Source organism: Streptomyces polyasparticus (assembly GCF_014493765.1).
GTDB classification, from domain to species: domain Bacteria; phylum Actinomycetota; class Actinomycetes; order Streptomycetales; family Streptomycetaceae; genus Streptomyces; species Streptomyces polyasparticus.
The window spans coordinates 748,251-765,010 of the sequence record NZ_JACTVJ010000006.1 but is presented as its reverse complement, the minus strand read 5'-3'; the positions used below and the strand labels follow the sequence as shown (position 1 = coordinate 765,010).

Here is a 16,760-nt window from a genome sequence, read left to right as displayed (position 1 = left end):
CGTCAGCGCAGGCGTGCGGCCCGCAGCATCCGGGCCCGTTCGGTCTCCGATGTCCCGCCCCATACGCCCGTCGTCTGTCCCATGCGCAACGCCCAGTCCAGGCACTGTCCGGCCACCGGGCACCGGCGGCACACGGCTTTCGCCTTCCGTACGTCGCGCAGTCCGGGCCCCGTCGTGCCCACGGGGAAGAACAGCTCAGGGTCCTCCCCCACGCATGCGGCCCGCTCCATCCACTTCATGTCCATCCCTTCACGGCACCGGAGCCTCGCGGGTACCCCACGTATCGCGCGCGATGGGCGGGCCGTGGAAGGAATTTCGGAAACGGGCCCTCAGGCGGCGGCCCGGCTCCAGGCCCGTTCCCGCAGCAGCCGCAGTCCGTTGAGGCCGACAAGGACGGTGGATCCCTCGTGGCCCGCGACACCCAGGGGCAGCGGCAGGGTGCCCGCCAGATCCCAGCCGACCAGGACCGTGATGAACACCCCGGCGATCACGAGGTTCTGCACGACCACCTGCCGCGCCCGGCGGGACAGGGCGATCACCGCGGGAACCGCGGCGAGTTCATCGCGGACGATCACCGCGTCCGCGGTCTCCAGAGCGAGGTCCGAGCCGGCCCGGCCCATCGCGACACCGGCGTGCGCGGCGGCCAGCGCCGGGGCGTCGTTGACGCCGTCGCCCACGACGAGGACCTTGCGCCCCGCCGCCGCCAACTCTCTTACGGAGTCCACCTTGTGCTGGGGAAGCAGCCCGGCGCGTACGTCCTCGATGCCCGCCTCGGCCGCGGTCGCGGCGGCGGACCGCGCGTGATCGCCGGTCAGCAACAAGGGCGCCTCGCCCGTGAGTTCCGTCAGGGACCGCACGGCGGCGGCTGCGCCCGGGCGCAGCCGGTCGGCGAGACCCAGTACTCCGACGGGCTCGCCGTCCACACGGACCAGGACGACGGTGCGGCCGCGGTGCTGCAACTCGCCGACGATTCGCGCGGTTTCACGCTGGCCGGCCTCGGATGCTTCGCACTGGACCGCCTCGGACACTTCGCGCCGTCCACCCTCCGCCGCCTCGCGCCGGACAGCCTCGGAATCCGCGCCTGCCGCGGTGGCGCTTCGCGCCGGACGGTCAGGCGCCCCGACCGCCACTTCCCTGCCGTCGACCGTCGCCCTCACACCGACGCCCGGCACGGAAACGAACGCACCGGTCGCACCGAGCCTCAGCCCCTTCTCGCGCGCCGCCGCCACGACGGCCCGCGCCAGCGGATGCTCACTGGGGTACTCGGCGGATGCGGCCAGGGCCAGCAGCTCGTCCTCGTCCAGCGCGGATACGGAGAGCGGACGGACCTCGGTGACCAGGGGCGCGCCCTCGGTGAGCGTGCCGGTCTTGTCCATGGCGACGGCGTCCACCTGTCCGAGGCGTTCCATCACCACGGCCGACTTGACCAGCACACCGTGCCGTCCCGCGTTGGCGATCGCGGCGAGCAGGGGCGGCATGGTCGCCAGGACCACCGCGCACGGCGAAGCCACGATCATGAAGGTCATGGCCCGCAGGAGCGCTTCGGTCAGCGGCTCGCCCCACGCGAACGGGACGAGGAACACGGCCAGGGTCGCCGCCACCATGCCGAGCGAATACCGCTGTTCGACCTTCTCGATGAACAGCTGGGTCGGCGCCTTGGTCTCGGAGGCCTCCTGCACCATCCGTACGATCCGGGCGATCACCGAGTCGGAGGCGTCGCGCTCCACCCGTACGCGCAGAGCACCCGCACCGTTCACCGTGCCGGCGAACACCTCGTCGCCCGCCCCCTTGGCCACGGGGAGCGGTTCGCCGGTGATGGTCGCCTGGTCCACGTCGCTCGCCCCGTCGAGGACCCGGCCGTCGGCGCCCACGCGGTCTCCCGGCCGTACGAGAATCGTGTCGCCCACTACCAACTCCGCTACGGGCAGCGTCTGTTCGGAGCCGTCGCGCCCCAGCCGTACCGCCGTGGCGGGCGCGAGCCCGAGGAGCCCGCGGACCGAGTCGGCCGTACGGGCGGTGGCCAGCGCCTCGAGGGCGCCCGAGCTCGCGAAGATCACGATCAGGAGCGCACCGTCCATCACCTGCCCGATCGAGGCGGCGCCGAGCGCGGCGACGATCATCAGCAGGTCGACGTCGAGGCTCTTGTCCCGCAGCGCCTTCACCCCTGCCCAGGCCGGCTCCCAGCCGCCGGTGACGTAGGCGAGTGCGTACAGCGGGCCCCACGTCCAGGCGGGGGCGCCGGTCAGCTGCAGGGGCAGGGCGAGCAGGAAGAGCGCGGTGGCCGTGGCGGCCCAGCGCACCTCGGGGAGCGCGAGGAGGCGGGTGCGCCCCGGGCCCGGCGGGCCGGCCGAGGGTGTGGCCGACGCCAGGGGCGACGGATTCAAGGTGGAGGTCATCAGGCGGTGCACCTTCTGGGGCGCGGGAAACGGACGCGAACGGGCACACCCCGGCGCGGCACGCGGCGGTGCCCGGGGTCGCATCCTCACCATACAGGAATAGATGAAGAGGTATTCATGTATGGGTGCCCATAGACTGCCCCTCATGGGCCATGGAGCTGATCACAACACCGCCGCCACCGCGCGTGAGCGCCTGGAGGCCGTGGGCGCCGCCGATGTGGCGGCCACGCTCCAGGCCCTGGCCACACCCTCGCGGCTGCGCATCCTGGCCCGCCTGCAGGAGGGACCCTGCGCGGCGACCGAGCTCGCGGACGCGGTGGGGATGGAACAGTCGGCCTGCTCCCACCAGTTGCGGCTGCTGCGCAACCTCGGTCTGGTGACCGGCGAGCGCCGCGGGCGCTCGGTCATCTACGCGCTGCACGACAACCATGTCGCCGCACTCCTCGAGCAGGCGCTCTTCCACGTCGAGCACCTCCGCCTCGGCCTGCCCGACGCGACCGGCTCCGACGTCAGCGCGGTCGGAGCGGGCTGAGCCGGGACACCGGAGGCCACTGGGGCATCAGACCTCCACCGGCATCCACACGGCATCAGACCTCCACCGGCGGGCACTCGCCGCGAAAAGCACCCGCACCGCGTGCCATCGGAGGAGGAGCACATGCCCGTCGCCACCTACTGCCTGGTCGCCGTCGACTGCCCCGACCCGGCAGCGCTCGCCGGCTTCTACGCGGCGCTGATCGGCGGAGAGATCAAGCACGACAACGAGAACTGGATCGAGCTGCACGCGCCCGGCGGTCACCGCATCGCGTTCCAGCGCGTGCCGGGTCACCAGCCGCCCCAGTGGCCGCGCGCCGATACCAACTCCCAGCAGCTGCACCTGGATCTGACGGTCACGGACATGGCCGAAGCCGAGGCCCAGGCACTGGCACTCGGCGCCATGCCTCTGGACCTCGACGACGACAACGGCCGCCGCGGCTTCCGCGTGTACGCGGATCCGGCCGGCCATCCGTTCTGCTTCTGCCGCGCCTGAGGAGCCGTCCGCTTGCAAGCTCAGTGACAGTGCCCGTTCCGGCCCAGCGTCTCCACCGGGGTCGCGCCGGGACGGGACCACTGCGGCGTCGGGCGGCCCGTCGGGCCCCAGGTGGGGTTGCCCTCGGCGTCCATGCGCCAGGTCCAGCAGGCGTCGCGCCCCTTGGGCCGGCCCTCGGGGTTGTCCTCCCACTGCTCGCCGCGGCCGTACGGCGTCATGTCGAGCAGCCCGAGGGCGGGGTTGACCCGCTCGTTGCCGCGGCCCGTCGTCGAGTACGTGAGGAACGTACGGTCGCCGTCGCGCAGATAGCTCGTGAGGTAGCCCATCTCGCCGCCGGCCGGGCCGTCGATGCCAAGCACCGAGTACCAGGGCTGGGTGTAGCCCATGAACTCCACGAACGGGGCGACCTCGTCCCAGGCTCCCGTGGTCACGACGGCGAACGAGACGTCGCGCGCGTTGAGATACACCGAGTCGTCGATGTGCCAGGCCGTGGTCGTGCACCCCTCGCACTGTCCCTGGTGGGGCGCGCCGTCGTACCACATGTGCTTGTAGACCACGAGCTCCTCGCGGCCCTGGAACAGGTCGGTGAAGGGCACGGGCCCGTCGGGCCCCACCACCTCGACACTGCCGTCGAACTCCACCATCGGCAGCCGCCGCCTCGCGGCCGCGATCGCGTCGCCTTCCCGCGTATGGGCCTTCTCGCGCACCAGCAGCTCGTCGCGTGCGGCCTGCCAGGTGGCCAGGTCGGCTACGGGCGGGCGGCCGGGCAGTTCGGTCGTCATGAGATCTCCGTGGCGGTAGGTGCGGGCGGCGCCTCACGACGCCGCGTTCCGGTCATCGGAGATGACTCCGGGCGCCACCGGAACTCATCGGCGGTTAGGCTCTGTGTATGGCTGGTGATGGCGAGTTCAAGAGGGATCAGAACTACATCACGACGCGGATCACGGCCGACGGCCGCGACGGCTGCCCCGTGGAGCCGGGGCGCTATCGCCTGGTCATCGCCCGTGCCTGCCCCTGGGCCAACAGAGCGGCGATCGTACGGCGGTTGATGGGCCTCGAGGGCGTCCTGTCGATGGGGATCGCCGGACCGCTGCACGACGAGCGCAGCTGGTCGTTCCATCTGGACCCCGGCGGCAAGGACCCCGTGCTGGGGATCGAGCGTCTGCAGGAGGCGTTCTTCAAGCGGGATCCCGACTACCCGCGCGGCATCACCGTGCCCGCGATCGTCGACATCCCCACCGGGAAGGTGGTCACCAACGACTTCGCGCAGATCACCCTGGATCTCGGGAGCGAGTGGTCGGAGCATCAGCGAGACGGTGCACCCGATCTGTATCCGGAGAAGCTGCGCGACGAGATCGACGACGTGGCCGCGAAGGTGTTCAAGGACGTCAACAACGGTGTCTACCGGTGCGGTTTCGCCACCTCGCAGGAGGCGTACGACAAGGCGTACCGCCAACTCTGGGACCGGCTCGACTGGTTGGAGGAGCGTCTGGCGCACCGGCGCTACCTGGTGGGCGACACGATCACCGAGGCGGACGTACGGCTCTTCCCCACGCTGGTCCGTTTCGACGCCGTCTACCACGGCCACTTCAAGTGCAACCGGCACAAGCTCACCGAGCTGCCTGCCCTGTGGGCGTACACCCGTGATCTCTTCCAGACGCCCGGCTTCGGCGACACCATCGACTTCGACCAGATCAAGACCCACTACTACGGTGTGCACCGCACGATCAATCCGACCGGGATCGTTCCGCAGGGACCGGACCCGAGCGGCTGGCTGACCCCGCACGGCCGGGACGAGCTGGGCGGGCGGCCGTTCGGCGAGGGCACCCCGCCGGGTCCGCCGCCTGCCGGGGAGCGGGTACCGCCGCTGGTCTGAGTCACGCGCACCCCCCTGTGCGCGGCCTACCCTGGCCGGATGTCATCCCCCACCGATCCCGCGGCGGCGGCCGCACTGCACACCGGCGCCGCGGTGTCCGCGGTACGGGCCGGCTCAGGAGCCCTCCGTGTCGTGGAGCTCGTCGACGGCCGCACGGTCATGGTGAAGGAGAACCGCGCGCCGCAAGCGACGCGGGCCGAGGCCACGGGTTTGATGTGGCTCGCGGACGCGGAATCCGTGCGGGTGCCTACGGTCTTCGGCTGGGACGAGCGGTGGCTGGTGACCGAGCGGGTGGTGACGGGCGGCCCGGACCCCACGGCAGCACGGGAGTTGGGGCGCGGCCTGGCCCGCCTGCACACCGCGGGCGCACCCGCGTTCGGCGCCCCGCCGCCCGGCGGACCCGCCGACGCGTACATCGGACAGGCGCCGATGCACAACAGCCCGGGGGTCAGCTGGCCGGTCTGGTACGCGGAGCAGCGCGTCCTGCCGTACCTGCGACGCGCGGTCGACGAAGGCACGCTCCGACCGGGCGAGGCCAGGGCGGTCGAGGAGCTCTGCGACCGGCTGCCGGACCTCGCGGGACCCGCCGAACCCCCCGCTCGGCTGCACGGCGATCTGTGGAACGGCAATGTCCTGTGGGGCGCCGACGGGCACCCGTATCTCATCGACCCTGCGGCACACGGCGGCCACCGGGAGACGGACCTGGCCATGCTCGACCTCTTCGGCTGCCCGTATCTTCCCCAGATCGTCGAGGGGTACGAGGAGATCGCCCCGCTCCGTGCCGGCCGGCCGGCGCGTATCGGACTGCACCAGCTGTTCCCGCTCCTGGTGCACACGGTGCTGTTCGGCCGCGGCTATGCCGAGCAGGCCCTGGCCGCGGCCCGCTCCGCGCTTCTCCTGTGACCCGCCCGCGGACACGGGCGAACCCGGCCGGCTGCCTTGACCTTCGAGGTCGGGGCAGCCGGCCGGGTTCCGCTTCCCTCGCTCAACGCGTCGCGAGTTCCGGGGCGGACTCCTGAGCGCGCTCCGGGGCCGTGGTGACCTTGCGGGTCTCCCGCAGGAGCAGCAGGCCGAGGACAGCCATCCCCGCCGCGGTCGCGCCGTGCATACCCAACGCGGCACTCGTGGAGCCCTGGTGGGCGAGCACATTGCTCATGTCACCGAAGGGGATGAGGGATTCGGCCAGGATGGCCCAGCCCAGGGCGCGGCGGTGTCCGGTGAGCAGCAGCGCACCGAGGACCAGGCCGCCTCCGACGTCACGGATGCCCTTGAGGACGAGGAAGCCGCCGCCGTCACCGGCGGGCCAGCTCGGCAGGCCGAAGGTGGGCGCGACGGTCTCGGGGGTCAGGATGTACTGCCCGCCGAACCAGAAGGTGAAGAGGACGAGAGCTGCGGTCGCGGTGGTGTTGACGGCCTTGAGCGACATGGTGGTCTCCTTGCGAAATCAGGTCGGATTCGGGTGCGTTGCGGGTGCGGGCCAGGTGCGGGTGGCACATGCCAGGTACAGGTGGTGCGTGCCGGATGCGGGTGGTGCGTGCCGTGGGAAGCGGGCCGGTGTCAGGCCGCGCGGACACGGCGGATGTGGCGGACGAAGCGGGGGCGGCCGATCACGCGCCAGACGCCGCGTACCGGTGCCGGCAGAACCGACAGGAGCGTGGCGCGCTCCTCCGGGTTCGCGTCCTCCAGGACGAGGCCGAAGAGCGTGAGCAGCGTCAGCTTGGGCGTGCTGGCCACCATGTGGTCACCCAGCGCCGCCCACTCCTGTTCGCTGAGGTGGTCCGCGGCGAGCGGAAGGAGCTCGGCCTCCTCGTCGTCGAGGTGCTCGAGCAGAACCGCCCGGTGATCGGCCAGGGCCGCCACGAGGGCGTCGCGCTCGTCGGCCCCGGCGCCGGCCTCCCACTGCGGAACCAGCGTGTCGAGGCGGGCCAGCGTGGCCGAGACGCGCTCGTGCTGGTCCTCCATCCGCAGGACGATGTCCGCCTGCAGATCGACCCGCGCCAGGAGCAGCGGCCACAGCAGCTCATCCTCGCCCTCGTGGTGATTCTTCAGTCCCAGCCGGTAGATACGGAAGTGGTCGGCGATCACCTTGGCGCGGGCGGTGTCGCCGGGGGCGACGGCCGCGACGAGCTCGATGAAGAGCCTCGACTCGCGGCGGAACGCGCGGTGGACGATCTCCATGTCCTTGGTGTCGACGCTCATCTGCTGCTGCCCTTCATCCGTCTGTCCCTGGCCTTGGTCCGTCTGTTCCGGCCCCTCGGCTGTTCGATGTGCTCAAGACTGCGCCCCGGGTTTTGGAAGGCACTTGGAACCGACTTGGAGCCCACGTCACAGGCTTGGAGCGAACGCGCGTACGATGCTCAAGTCATGGTCATGATCCGGGTGTTGGGCTCGTTCGCGGCCGAGGTGAGCGGTGAGTCCGTGCCCCTCGGCGGCCCGCGGCAGCGCGGTGTGCTCGCCCTCCTCGTGGCGGCGCGCGGACAGGTCGTGCCGGTCGACCGCCTCGTCGAGGACCTGTGGCACGGCGAACCGCCGTCACGCGCCCTGGCATCACTGCAGGCATACGTGTCGAATCTGCGCCGCCTGCTCGAACCGGGCCGCCCTCCGCGGACCCCCGCACGCCTCCTCGTGAGCGCGGCACCCGGCTACGCACTGCGGCTGCCGCCCGGGGCGGTGGACGCCTGGCGGTTCGAGGAACTGCTCGACGAGGCACGGGCGTTCGCGGGTCTCGTCGAGGGAGATGAGCGCCGCCATGTGGAACCCCCAAAGCAAGAGGACCGCGGTCCGTTTACACCTTCCCACCGTAACGGACCACGGTCCGCTTCAGCAATGCCTCGCCCCCATGACGTCCGCGCGCGCCTGGACGAGGCACTCGACCTGTGGCAGGGCCCCGCGTTCGCCGAGGTCGCCGATGCACCGTGGGCCGCGGCCGAGACCGCCCGGCTCGACGAACTCCGCCTGGTCGCCCGTGAGTTGCGCACCGCGGCAGGACTGCGGCTTGGCGACCCCGCCGCCGTGGTGCCCGAGGCGGAGGGCCTCACCCGCGACGCTCCGCTGCGCGAGGAGGGCTGGCGCATGCTCGCCCTGGCGCTGTGGGGCAGCGGCCGCCAGGCCGACGCCCTGGCCGCGCTCCGCCGCGCCCGCACCGTCTTCGCCGACGAGCTGGGCCTCGACCCCGGCCCCGATCTCGCGGCCGTCGAGGAGGCGATCCTCACCCAGCGCATGGACATCCTGCGCTCAGCGGTACCGACGGGCCCCGCGGCCCGACTCCCCCGTGAACCCCAGCCCGCACCCGTCGTGTCGCGACCGTCGGATGCCGGGCCCGCCGCGCCGCTGTTCGTCGGCCGCGACACCGAACTCGCCGCGCTGATGACGGCCGCCGGCGAGGCCGCCGCCGGCGGGGTCCGCGTCGCACTCGTCACCGGCGAGGCGGGGCTCGGCAAGTCCGCGCTCCTCGGCCGACTCCGCGCACGGCTCGTACAGGACGGGTGGCTCATGGCCACCGGCCGCTGTCCCGAAGTGGACAGCGCGCCGCCCGCGTGGGCCTGGGTGGAGGCGCTGCGGGAGGTGGCCGCGAGCGTGCCCGCCGGGGAGTTCGCCCAGGACCTGGCGCCCTTGCTCTCCGACTCCGCACCGGTGGACGGCGACGCGACGGCCGGACGGTTCCGGCTGCGGCAGGCCGTATGGAATTGGCTCTCCGCGGCCGCCGCCGGCCGGCCGGTGGCCGTCGTCCTCGACGATCTGCACTGGGCGGACGCCGCCACCCTTGAACTGCTCGGCGGCAGCGTCGGCGTACGGGCCCCGGTCCTGGTCGTCGCCGCCTACCGCGCGGACGAGAGCGAGCGCCTCACCGCGACGCTCGGCTCCCTGGCCCGCACCGCGCCGCTGCGGATCGACCTGCCCGGACTCGACGGCGACGCCGTCGCCCGGCTCGTACGCGCGGAGTGCGCGGCCGACGACACGACCGTGGCCGGGATCGCCGAGCGGACCGGCGGCAACCCGTTCTATGTGCGCGAGAGCGCACGGCTCCTTACCGGCGAGGGCGCGCTGGTCGCGCTCTCGGAGGTCCCCGAGGGCGTACGGGACGTGCTGCGGCGCCGCCTCGCCAGGCTTCCCGAGAGCGGTGTGGCCGTCCTGCGCCTGGCGGCCGTGGCCGGCCGGGAGTGCGCGGTGGACGTGCTCGTACGGGCCGCCGACACCGACGAGGACGGCGTGCTCGACGCGCTCGACGCGGGCGTGATCGCCGGACTGCTCGACGAGCCCGGGCCCGGGCGCGTCCGGTTCGTGCATGCGCTGGTCAGGGACACGCTGGTCGCCGATGTCAGCCGGCTGCGGGCCGCGCGGATGCACGGCCGGATCGCGGCCGCCCTGGAAGGCAGCGGGGATATCGCGGCGCTCGCCCACCATTACGCGAGGGCGGGCTCGCCGAAGGCGGTCGGCTACTGCGTGCGGGCCGCGGAACTGGCCGAGGCGCGCTTCGCCCACGACGTCGCCGCCGCGCTGCTCGCCGACGCGGTCGCGGGCTGTGCCGATCCGGACGAACGCGTGGACCTGTTCGGCCGGCTGCTGCGCGCGCAGATCCGGGCCGGGGCCGTGGCCGCGGCCCGGCAGACGCGCGAACAGGCCGTGGAGTACGCCGAGTCGGTCGGCCGCGACGATCTGGTGATCGCCGCGTTCACGGCCTGGACCGAGCCCACACCCTGGCAGGCCCGCACGTACGGCACCGTCGACCGCCCCGTCGTCGAGCGCCTCGGCCGCCTGCTCAAGCGGCCCGGTCTCGATCCCGAGGCACGCTTCCATCTCCTGGTCGCGTACGCCAACGAGCTGGTGGGCGAGGACGATCCGACAGTCACCGCCGCGGCACGCGAGGCGCTCGGCCTCACCTCGGACCCCCGGCTGCGGGCCGCGGCGCTCCTGGTCCTGGCCGAGGACACCAGGCGGCAGGAGTACTCGGACGAGCTGGTGGAGATCGGCACCGAGCACGATCTGCCGGTCTACCGCGTGACCGGACTGCTCGGCCTGGCCGCGCACGCCGCCGCGGCCAACGCCCCTGCGACCGTACGCTCCGTGGTCCGCGAGGCGCTCGACCTGGCCCGCGCGTACCGGATGCCGGAGGCGATCAGCGCCGCCGAGATCGCGCTCGCGTCCCTGGCGCTCATCGAGGGCCGGTTCGCCGAAGCCGAGCAGCGCTATGCCGAGGCCGTCGGCCGTATGCAGCAGACCGGATCGGTGCACACCGGCTTCCTCGGCCTCGCGCGGGCGACGGTCCGGCTCAACGACGGGACGCTCGGCGGCCATCTGGACGAAGTGCGCGAGCTCCACGATCAACTCGGCCCGATGGTCGCCGACTTGTTCACGCTCGCCCTCCATGCCGCAGGCCACGAGGACGAGGCGCGCCGGACCCGCACGTCACCGACCCCGATCCGGCCCGACTTCTTCTTCACGTTCCTGACGAGCCTGCGCGCCATGGCGATCGTCGCGGTCGGGGACCGCGACGCCGCCGAGCAGATCTACGCGGACCTGCTCCCCCACCGCGACGGACCCCCGGCCGGCGCCGAGAGCGTCTCGCTGGCCGTGCGCCCGGTCGCGCACACCCTCGGCGAACTCGCCCTCCTCCTCGGCCGCGACGACGAGGCCGCCGCCCACTTCACCCGCGCCGCGGAGATCGCCAACGCCTGGAACGCCCCGCACTGGTCGGCTGACGCGCGGGCCTACATGTCCGCTTAGGAAATCACCGCGACTCCGCGGCGGGAACCACTGGGCATGCCCGCGGTGGCCGGGCATGCCCGCGTGCGGGGGTCGACCAGCCGCAGATGGCGCCGGACCGAGGTGCGCAGCCGCGCGGTGTGCGGATAGGCCGCGGTGGCAACGGCGTGCTGCCGGCGCGGCCGAACAGCACGGCGACACGCGCCCTGCACGGTCTGGCGAGCATGGCGCCGTAGTTCTGGCGGCTGCGGGCCTTCCCTGTGCGGTGGGCACCGGAGTTCTGTATAGACCAGTACTACAGCCGGTACCTGGTCAACGTCCTCGGCATCGAAGCCCCGTTGTTCGTGCCGGGGCCTGGGTCCAAAGGCGCGGCGCAGTTGCCGGGGCCGACGGCATGGCGAACCGCCATCTCGTCGAACTCCACGGCCTGTTGATGCGTCTCGACGGAGGCACGGCCCGGCAGGGGGAGAACCTGGAGTCCGTCCGCGAGAGCACGGTCAACCTCTGGAACCCGCTGTGGCGCATGCGCCACGTCATGCGCGTCGGCCTCGGGGCCACGACCGCCGACCAGGACCCGTACGGGGCAACGCGCAGCCCCGACGGGCGGACGACATGGTGAGGTGGGCTGCCGGCTGCGCTCGCAGCGGATGCGACACGGTGCGCTGTCATGCCTCGGGCGCTTCCCAACGGAATCCGTCGGGGTCGGTGAACGCGCCGAACGTTCCGGTCAGCATCAGGCGGTGGGAGCCGGTGCCGTCAGCGGGCACACCGAGGTCCTTGGCCAGTCCCGTGCGCTTGTACAGCGCGAGCTTGGCGACGCTCTCCGCGCCGGTGGCGAACTCGGCGTACTTGCCCCCGAACGAGCGGCCGACCGGCAGCCCGCGATCGGCATAGAACTGCCGGCTGGCCTTCACGTCCTCGACGCCGAGCAGCAGGACGACTTCGTCGATCTCGAACGCGGCCGGCTCGGTGTTCTTCCGCGCCGACGTGGCGATCTTCCAGATCGTTCCGTCCGGAGCCTGCACCACGCCTCCGTACCCCCACAGGGACTTGGCCGCGGGCTTGACGGCCGTGGCGCCCGCCTCCAGGGCACGGCTGATGAAGTGGTCGACCGTGGCGGGCTGCGAAACCGTGAGGGCGAGGGTGAAGCCGCGGAACCCGGACGTCGGCCCGACGGCCTCACGCAGCGCCAGGAGCGACTCGACGCCGAAGGCCGCGTAGAAGCGCTCGGCCTGCTCGATGTCGGGTACTTCGAGGCTGATTGCCGTGAGGGCGGCGGTGGTTGCGGTGAGCGCCATGGGACAGGCTCCTTCGTCGAGTGGGTGAGCCGGCCGGTGTGCGGCCGGTGTGTTCCTCATCTCAGCGGAGGTCGGCCGTACCGGCGATGGGCGTGGGACACCGCGGGACACGAGCAAGGCCGTGAGCTGCGACGATGGGCTGCGAGCGAATGTTCGCCCGCGGGACAGTACGGCACCTCCCGCCGCGTTCCGCCGCCCCGTCGCCTACTGAATCGCGAAGGCCGGAGCGCACAGCGGCGCGCCGCCGCCCGGGACTTGCGAGGCAGCCCAGCGCGCCGATCGAGGCGCTGGGCCGTTCCCGCGGTGGCTTCAGAAAGGTCCATGTGAGCGCGAATGGTCCCTGCCGGCCGTTGTCGTGGGTGGTCACGGCCGGGCAGCGTCGCCGCGGGCCACAGCGGGTGCGGGCATGCCTGCAGCGCGGTCCCGCAGGGCGCGGGATGTTGGTGAGGCATAGTTGGCGGGGTGAACAACGAGAACGGCTGGCTCGCGCTCCTCAAGGAGAACCCGGGGCACTCACAGTGGTACATCGACCGGTTCAGGAAGCTCGCCGAGGAGGGGGCCGACCTCCATGGTGAGGCCCGTCTCATCGACGCGATGGCGGGCCGCGGAGCGCGGATTCTCGACGCGGGCTGTGGGCCCGGCCGAGTGGGTGCCTACCTGGCAAAGGCCGGTCACGACGTCACGGGCGTCGACCTCGACCCCACCCTCGTCGCCGCGGCCCGCGCCGACCATCCCGGTGCGCAGTGGCTGGTCGGCGACCTGGCTGATCTCAACCTCCCGGGCGACGGCTTCGACATCATCGTGTGTGCCGGAAACGTGATGGCGTTCCTCGCTCCCGCCACCCGCCGCACCGTCCTTGGCCAGTTCAAGAAGCATCTGAGCAACGGCGGGCGAGCGGTGGTGGGGTTCGGCACCGACCGCGGCTACCCGCCCGAGCAATTTCTCCAGGACGCCGAAGCAGTCGGCCTGGCACCTCAACTGCTCCTCTCCACTTGGGACATGATCCCCTACGAGGACGGTTCCGAGTTCCTCGTGGCCGTCCTCACGGGCTGAGACACTCCCCCGGGAGTTGTGGATCGCCCGGGTCTGCTCAGTCAGCACCGCTTCCGCCTCGGCCCCACTTGGCGGGCCGGGACGTCTCACTCTGCAAGGTGCCGCGGGGCGGCCTCAGGGCAGGGGTAGGACACATGCACGGCTTTGCCGCCCTCATCAGTCGACTGCACGACGAGCCGGCCGCCGCGCTCGGCCGTCAGGGTGCGGACGATGGCCATGCCCCGTCCACTGTCGTGCTGTTCGGCCGCCGGCAGGTGGCGCGGCCAGTCCGGATGGCTGTCGGTGACCCTGACGTGCAGGGTGCTCTTCTCGTCCAAGACCAGACATACGGTGAAGGTCGGTGACAGGCCGCACGTGTGGAGCACGGCGTTGGTAGCGAGTTCGGAAACGATCAACTGCGTGGCGAAGTGGGTCTCGGAGTCGTCGGGCAGTCCCCACTTGGAGAGGGTCTGCGCCGTGAACAGGCGCGCCTCACGCACCGAGGAACGCACGCTGGCCAGGGTGAGGTGAGCCGACTGGGAGGCGGTCATCGCGGTGACGCTCCGTTCTGCGAAGCCTCCGACGCTGGGGCGCCGCGCTCAGCTGGTGGCAGATGCCTGAATCTCCGGAGGGCTGCTGCTCCGCAGCTTCCGAAGGCCGCCGTTCCGCGGCCAGGGTGACAGTCGCGAGGACGGCCCCGGCCGGTCGGTGCGGAACTGCCCGCAAGTGTTCTGCACGGCACTGAAAGGTCTTCTTGAGGCGAGGAGTTGTCCGTGCCGGTGTGCGACTGTGCGAGATTGCCGGACGGGGCCGTGCCGCACGAGTGGAGGCCTCGTCGTCCTGGCTCTCGAAATCTCTCTCAGCCCGATGAGTGGCTGCGGTCCGAGCCTCGTGCCAGTACCCCGGCCGTACCGCGCGCTGCTCGGGTGAATTCGGTCCGAACCGAGTGCGGGCGCTGCCCGGATGGGCCCGCAAGTGGACAGACCTCTGCCGCGTTCCTGCACATTCGGACATGAGCGGCCTGGAGGCGTGACCGGCGCCACGATGGCCATGTGACCACACCGTACGTACGTGTCCGCCTCCGCGTGGAAGGGGTCGTACAGGGCGTAGGCTTCCGGCCGTTCGTGCACGCGATCGCCGTCCGGCACGGGCTCACCGGCCTGGTCGCCAACGATCTCGGCGGAGTTCTCATCGAAGCGGCGGGCACCGCCGAGTCCTTGGCGCGGTTCCGGCAAGCGCTGGAGCGGGAGGCGCCGCCCCTGTCCGTGATCGAGCGGATCAGCGCCCAGAGCGTCGAGCCGGTGGGTCCCGGTGAGCAGACGGGCGACGCGTTCCTCATCGCGGCCAGTCGGAGCGGCACGTCCGTGATCGCCAACGTCGACAGCCATGGGCGATCCACGTCTGCAGACGTCGCCGACGCGTCGATTCCGCCGGACATCGCCACCTGCGCGGACTGTCTTCGTGAGCTCTTCGACCCGACCGACCGCCGCTTCCGCCACCCGTTCATCAACTGCACCAATTGCGGCCCCCGCTTCACTGTTGTCCGGTCCCTGCCCTACGACCGTGTACGGACGACCATGGCGGCGTTCGCGATGTGCGCCGCCTGCGAGAGCGAGTACCACGACCCCTCCGACCGGCGGTTCCACGCGCAGCCGTTGTGCTGCCCTGCGTGCGGCCCCACCCTTCGACTCGTAGACGCCGCCACCGGCCGGGCGCTCCCGGGCGACCCCGTTGCCGAGGCCGCCGAGATGCTGCGAGCGGGCCGGGTCCTGGCGGTGAAGGGGCTGGGCGGGTATCACCTCGCGGTGGACTCGGTGAATGAACCGGCTGTGCGCCTTCTGCGATCCCGTAAGCGTCGCGAGGAGAAGCCGTTCGCCGTCATGGTCCCCGACACCTCGACGGCGCGACGGCTGTGCGAGGTGGAGGACACGGGACTCGGGCTGCTGCGATCCGTGCGCGCCCCCATCGTGCTGCTGCCGCGGCGGGCAGGCGCGGGACTTGCCGCGTCGGTGGCGCCCGGTTGCCGGGATCTGGGCCTGATGCTGCCCTACACCCCCCTGCACCACTTGTTGTGCGCGCAACTGGCCAGGCCGTACGTGCTCACCAGCGGCAACCTCTTCGACGAGCCCATCGCGTACGACGAAGCCGACGCCCTCCGGCGGCTCGCGGGGATCGCCGATGCGTTCCTCACCCATGACCGGCCGATCCACGCGCGCGCCGACGACTCCGTGGTACGGGTCGTCACGGGCGGCGCTCACCTGGTGCGCCGGGCGCGCGGCCACGCTCCCGAACCACTGGCGCTCCTGTCGCCCGCCCAACGCCCCGTACTGGCCTGCGGCGCCCAGTTGAAGAGCACTTTCTGCCTGGCGCGAGGTCGTCGCGCCGTCGTCTCCCCCCACGTGGGCGACCTCAAGCACCCTGACGCGCTGCGGTCCTTCACCGACGGCGTCGCCCATCACCGGCGACTGTTCGGAATAGACCCGGAGGTGATCGCCCACGATCTGCACCCCGAGTACCTGTCGACGAAGTACGCGCACGACCTCGCCGACACATGGGGAGCGGAGCTGGTGGGTGTGCAGCACCACCATGCGCACATTGCCTCCTGCCTGGTCGACAACGGTGTGCGCGGTCCGGTCATCGGGGTGGCCTTCGATGGCCTGGGCTACGGCTCCGACCACACCTTGTGGGGCGGCGAGTTCCTCGTCGCCGACCTGACCGGTTTCCGTCGCGCGGGGCACTTCACGCCGGTTCCGCTGCCCGGCGGCGAGGCCGCGGTGCGCGAGCCCTGGCGGATGGCAGTCGTCTACCTCGACGCCTGCGGGGACGGGCGCGGTGACGGCTTGGCCGTCCGCCGGCGCAACGCCGACCGCTGGGAGGAGGTGCGGGCGGTCGCCCGCTCCGGTGTGCACGCTCCTCCCACGTCCAGCGTCGGGCGGCTCTTCGATGCCGTCGCCGCGCTCCTGGATCTGCGGGACGCGGTCTCCTACGAGGGACAGGCGGCCGTCGAACTGGAGCGGTGCGCCGACCCATCGGTCACCGGGGCCTACGTCGCCCGCGTGCGCGCCGACGGCCTGGTACACGGCACCGACCTGGTCCGTGAGGTCGTCGCCGACGTGCGTGCGGGCACCCCGAACGAGGTCATCGCGGCCCGCTTCCACAACGGCGTCGCGCATGCGGTCCTCGACGGATGCTGTGGCCTGCGCGAGACCACTGGGCTGGAGCTCGTCGCACTGTCGGGAGGCGTCTTCCAGAACGCTCTCCTTCTCGACCGCACCACTGACTTGCTGCGCCGACACGGCTTCCGGGTGCTGACGCATCGCCATATCCCGCCGAACGACGGCGGGATCAGTCTCGGGCAGGCAGCGGTGGCGGCCGCGCGAACCCGGGAGGGTGAAGCGGTCGGACCCTGCTGAGCCACGACGCGTGCT

General features: G+C 71.9%; 15 protein-coding genes. 8 read left to right on the top strand and 7 right to left on the bottom strand.

The features are described from left to right. Positions 1 to 2: 2 nt before the first annotated feature. Together H9Y04_RS15375 and H9Y04_RS15370 are read right to left on the bottom strand one after the other, a co-directional pair. Positions 3 to 239 carry a WhiB family transcriptional regulator gene (locus H9Y04_RS15375; RefSeq protein ID WP_187814373.1) on the bottom strand — a complete coding sequence of 79 codons (237 nt, stop codon included), beginning with the start codon at positions 237 to 239 and terminating at the stop codon, positions 3 to 5. A gap of 90 nt (positions 240 to 329) precedes the next feature. Beyond that, positions 330 to 2,396, bottom strand: coding sequence for a heavy metal translocating P-type ATPase (locus tag H9Y04_RS15370; RefSeq protein ID WP_187814372.1), 2,067 nt, complete (start codon positions 2,394 to 2,396; stop codon positions 330 to 332). A 145-nt stretch (positions 2,397 to 2,541) separates the two neighbouring features. Here H9Y04_RS15370 and H9Y04_RS15365 point away from each other — a divergent pair, with 145 nt between their 5' ends. Both H9Y04_RS15365 and H9Y04_RS15360 read left to right on the top strand, forming a co-directional pair. Continuing rightward, on the top strand, positions 2,542 to 2,928 hold the full coding sequence (locus H9Y04_RS15365; protein ID WP_187814371.1) for an ArsR/SmtB family transcription factor: 387 nt from the start codon (positions 2,542 to 2,544) through the stop codon (positions 2,926 to 2,928). A 123-nt stretch (positions 2,929 to 3,051) separates the two neighbouring features. After that, positions 3,052 to 3,423, top strand: coding sequence for a VOC family protein (locus H9Y04_RS15360; protein WP_187814370.1), 372 nt, complete (start codon positions 3,052 to 3,054; stop codon positions 3,421 to 3,423). A 20-nt stretch (positions 3,424 to 3,443) separates the two neighbouring features. Here H9Y04_RS15360 and H9Y04_RS15355 read toward each other — a convergent pair whose 3' ends face one another. Next, positions 3,444 to 4,205 (bottom strand): DUF899 family protein, encoded by a 762-nt coding sequence (locus H9Y04_RS15355; protein WP_187814369.1) that lies wholly within the window; start codon positions 4,203 to 4,205, stop codon positions 3,444 to 3,446. Positions 4,206 to 4,312: 107 nt separating this feature from the next. Here H9Y04_RS15355 and H9Y04_RS15350 point away from each other — a divergent pair, with 107 nt between their 5' ends. Both H9Y04_RS15350 and H9Y04_RS15345 read left to right on the top strand, forming a co-directional pair. Continuing rightward, entirely contained in the window at positions 4,313 to 5,299 is a 987-nt protein-coding gene (locus H9Y04_RS15350) for a glutathione S-transferase family protein (protein WP_187814368.1), read from the top strand. 39 nt (positions 5,300 to 5,338) lie between these two features. Continuing rightward, positions 5,339 to 6,202 (top strand): fructosamine kinase family protein, encoded by an 864-nt coding sequence (locus H9Y04_RS15345; protein WP_187814367.1) that lies wholly within the window; start codon positions 5,339 to 5,341, stop codon positions 6,200 to 6,202. 82 nt (positions 6,203 to 6,284) lie between these two features. On the opposite strand, the gene H9Y04_RS15340 is transcribed toward H9Y04_RS15345, so the two are convergent. Continuing rightward, positions 6,285 to 6,725: a DUF4267 domain-containing protein gene (locus H9Y04_RS15340; RefSeq protein WP_187814366.1), complete on the bottom strand. Its 441-nt coding sequence runs from the start codon at positions 6,723 to 6,725 to the stop codon at positions 6,285 to 6,287. 131 nt (positions 6,726 to 6,856) lie between these two features. After that, entirely contained in the window at positions 6,857 to 7,498 is a 642-nt protein-coding gene (locus tag H9Y04_RS15335) for a hemerythrin domain-containing protein (protein ID WP_187814365.1), read from the bottom strand. A gap of 165 nt (positions 7,499 to 7,663) precedes the next feature. Between H9Y04_RS15335 and H9Y04_RS15330 the strand changes: the two genes are divergently transcribed. Both H9Y04_RS15330 and H9Y04_RS15325 read left to right on the top strand, forming a co-directional pair. After that, the gene (locus H9Y04_RS15330; RefSeq protein ID WP_187814364.1) at positions 7,664 to 11,023 is read left to right on the top strand and encodes an ATP-binding protein; all 3,360 of its coding nucleotides are present in this window, start codon (positions 7,664 to 7,666) and stop codon (positions 11,021 to 11,023) included. 373 nt (positions 11,024 to 11,396) lie between these two features. Further along, the gene (locus H9Y04_RS15325; RefSeq protein ID WP_187814363.1) at positions 11,397 to 11,621 is read left to right on the top strand and encodes a hypothetical protein; all 225 of its coding nucleotides are present in this window, start codon (positions 11,397 to 11,399) and stop codon (positions 11,619 to 11,621) included. Positions 11,622 to 11,667: 46 nt separating this feature from the next. On the opposite strand, the gene H9Y04_RS15320 is transcribed toward H9Y04_RS15325, so the two are convergent. Continuing rightward, on the bottom strand, positions 11,668 to 12,300 hold the full coding sequence (locus H9Y04_RS15320; RefSeq protein WP_187814362.1) for a VOC family protein: 633 nt from the start codon (positions 12,298 to 12,300) through the stop codon (positions 11,668 to 11,670). Between the two features lie 462 nt (positions 12,301 to 12,762). Here H9Y04_RS15320 and H9Y04_RS15310 point away from each other — a divergent pair, with 462 nt between their 5' ends. Continuing rightward, the gene (locus H9Y04_RS15310; RefSeq protein ID WP_187814361.1) at positions 12,763 to 13,353 is read left to right on the top strand and encodes a class I SAM-dependent methyltransferase; all 591 of its coding nucleotides are present in this window, start codon (positions 12,763 to 12,765) and stop codon (positions 13,351 to 13,353) included. Between the two features lie 86 nt (positions 13,354 to 13,439). Here the strand turns inward: H9Y04_RS15310 and H9Y04_RS15305 are convergent, their stop codons facing one another. Then, entirely contained in the window at positions 13,440 to 13,883 is a 444-nt protein-coding gene (locus H9Y04_RS15305; protein ID WP_187814360.1) for an ATP-binding protein, read from the bottom strand. Between the two features lie 501 nt (positions 13,884 to 14,384). On the opposite strand from H9Y04_RS15305, the gene hypF reads away from it, so the two are divergent. Beyond that, positions 14,385 to 16,745, top strand: coding sequence for a carbamoyltransferase HypF (gene hypF / locus H9Y04_RS15300; protein ID WP_187814359.1), 2,361 nt, complete (start codon positions 14,385 to 14,387; stop codon positions 16,743 to 16,745). Positions 16,746 to 16,760: the final 15 nt, after the last annotated feature.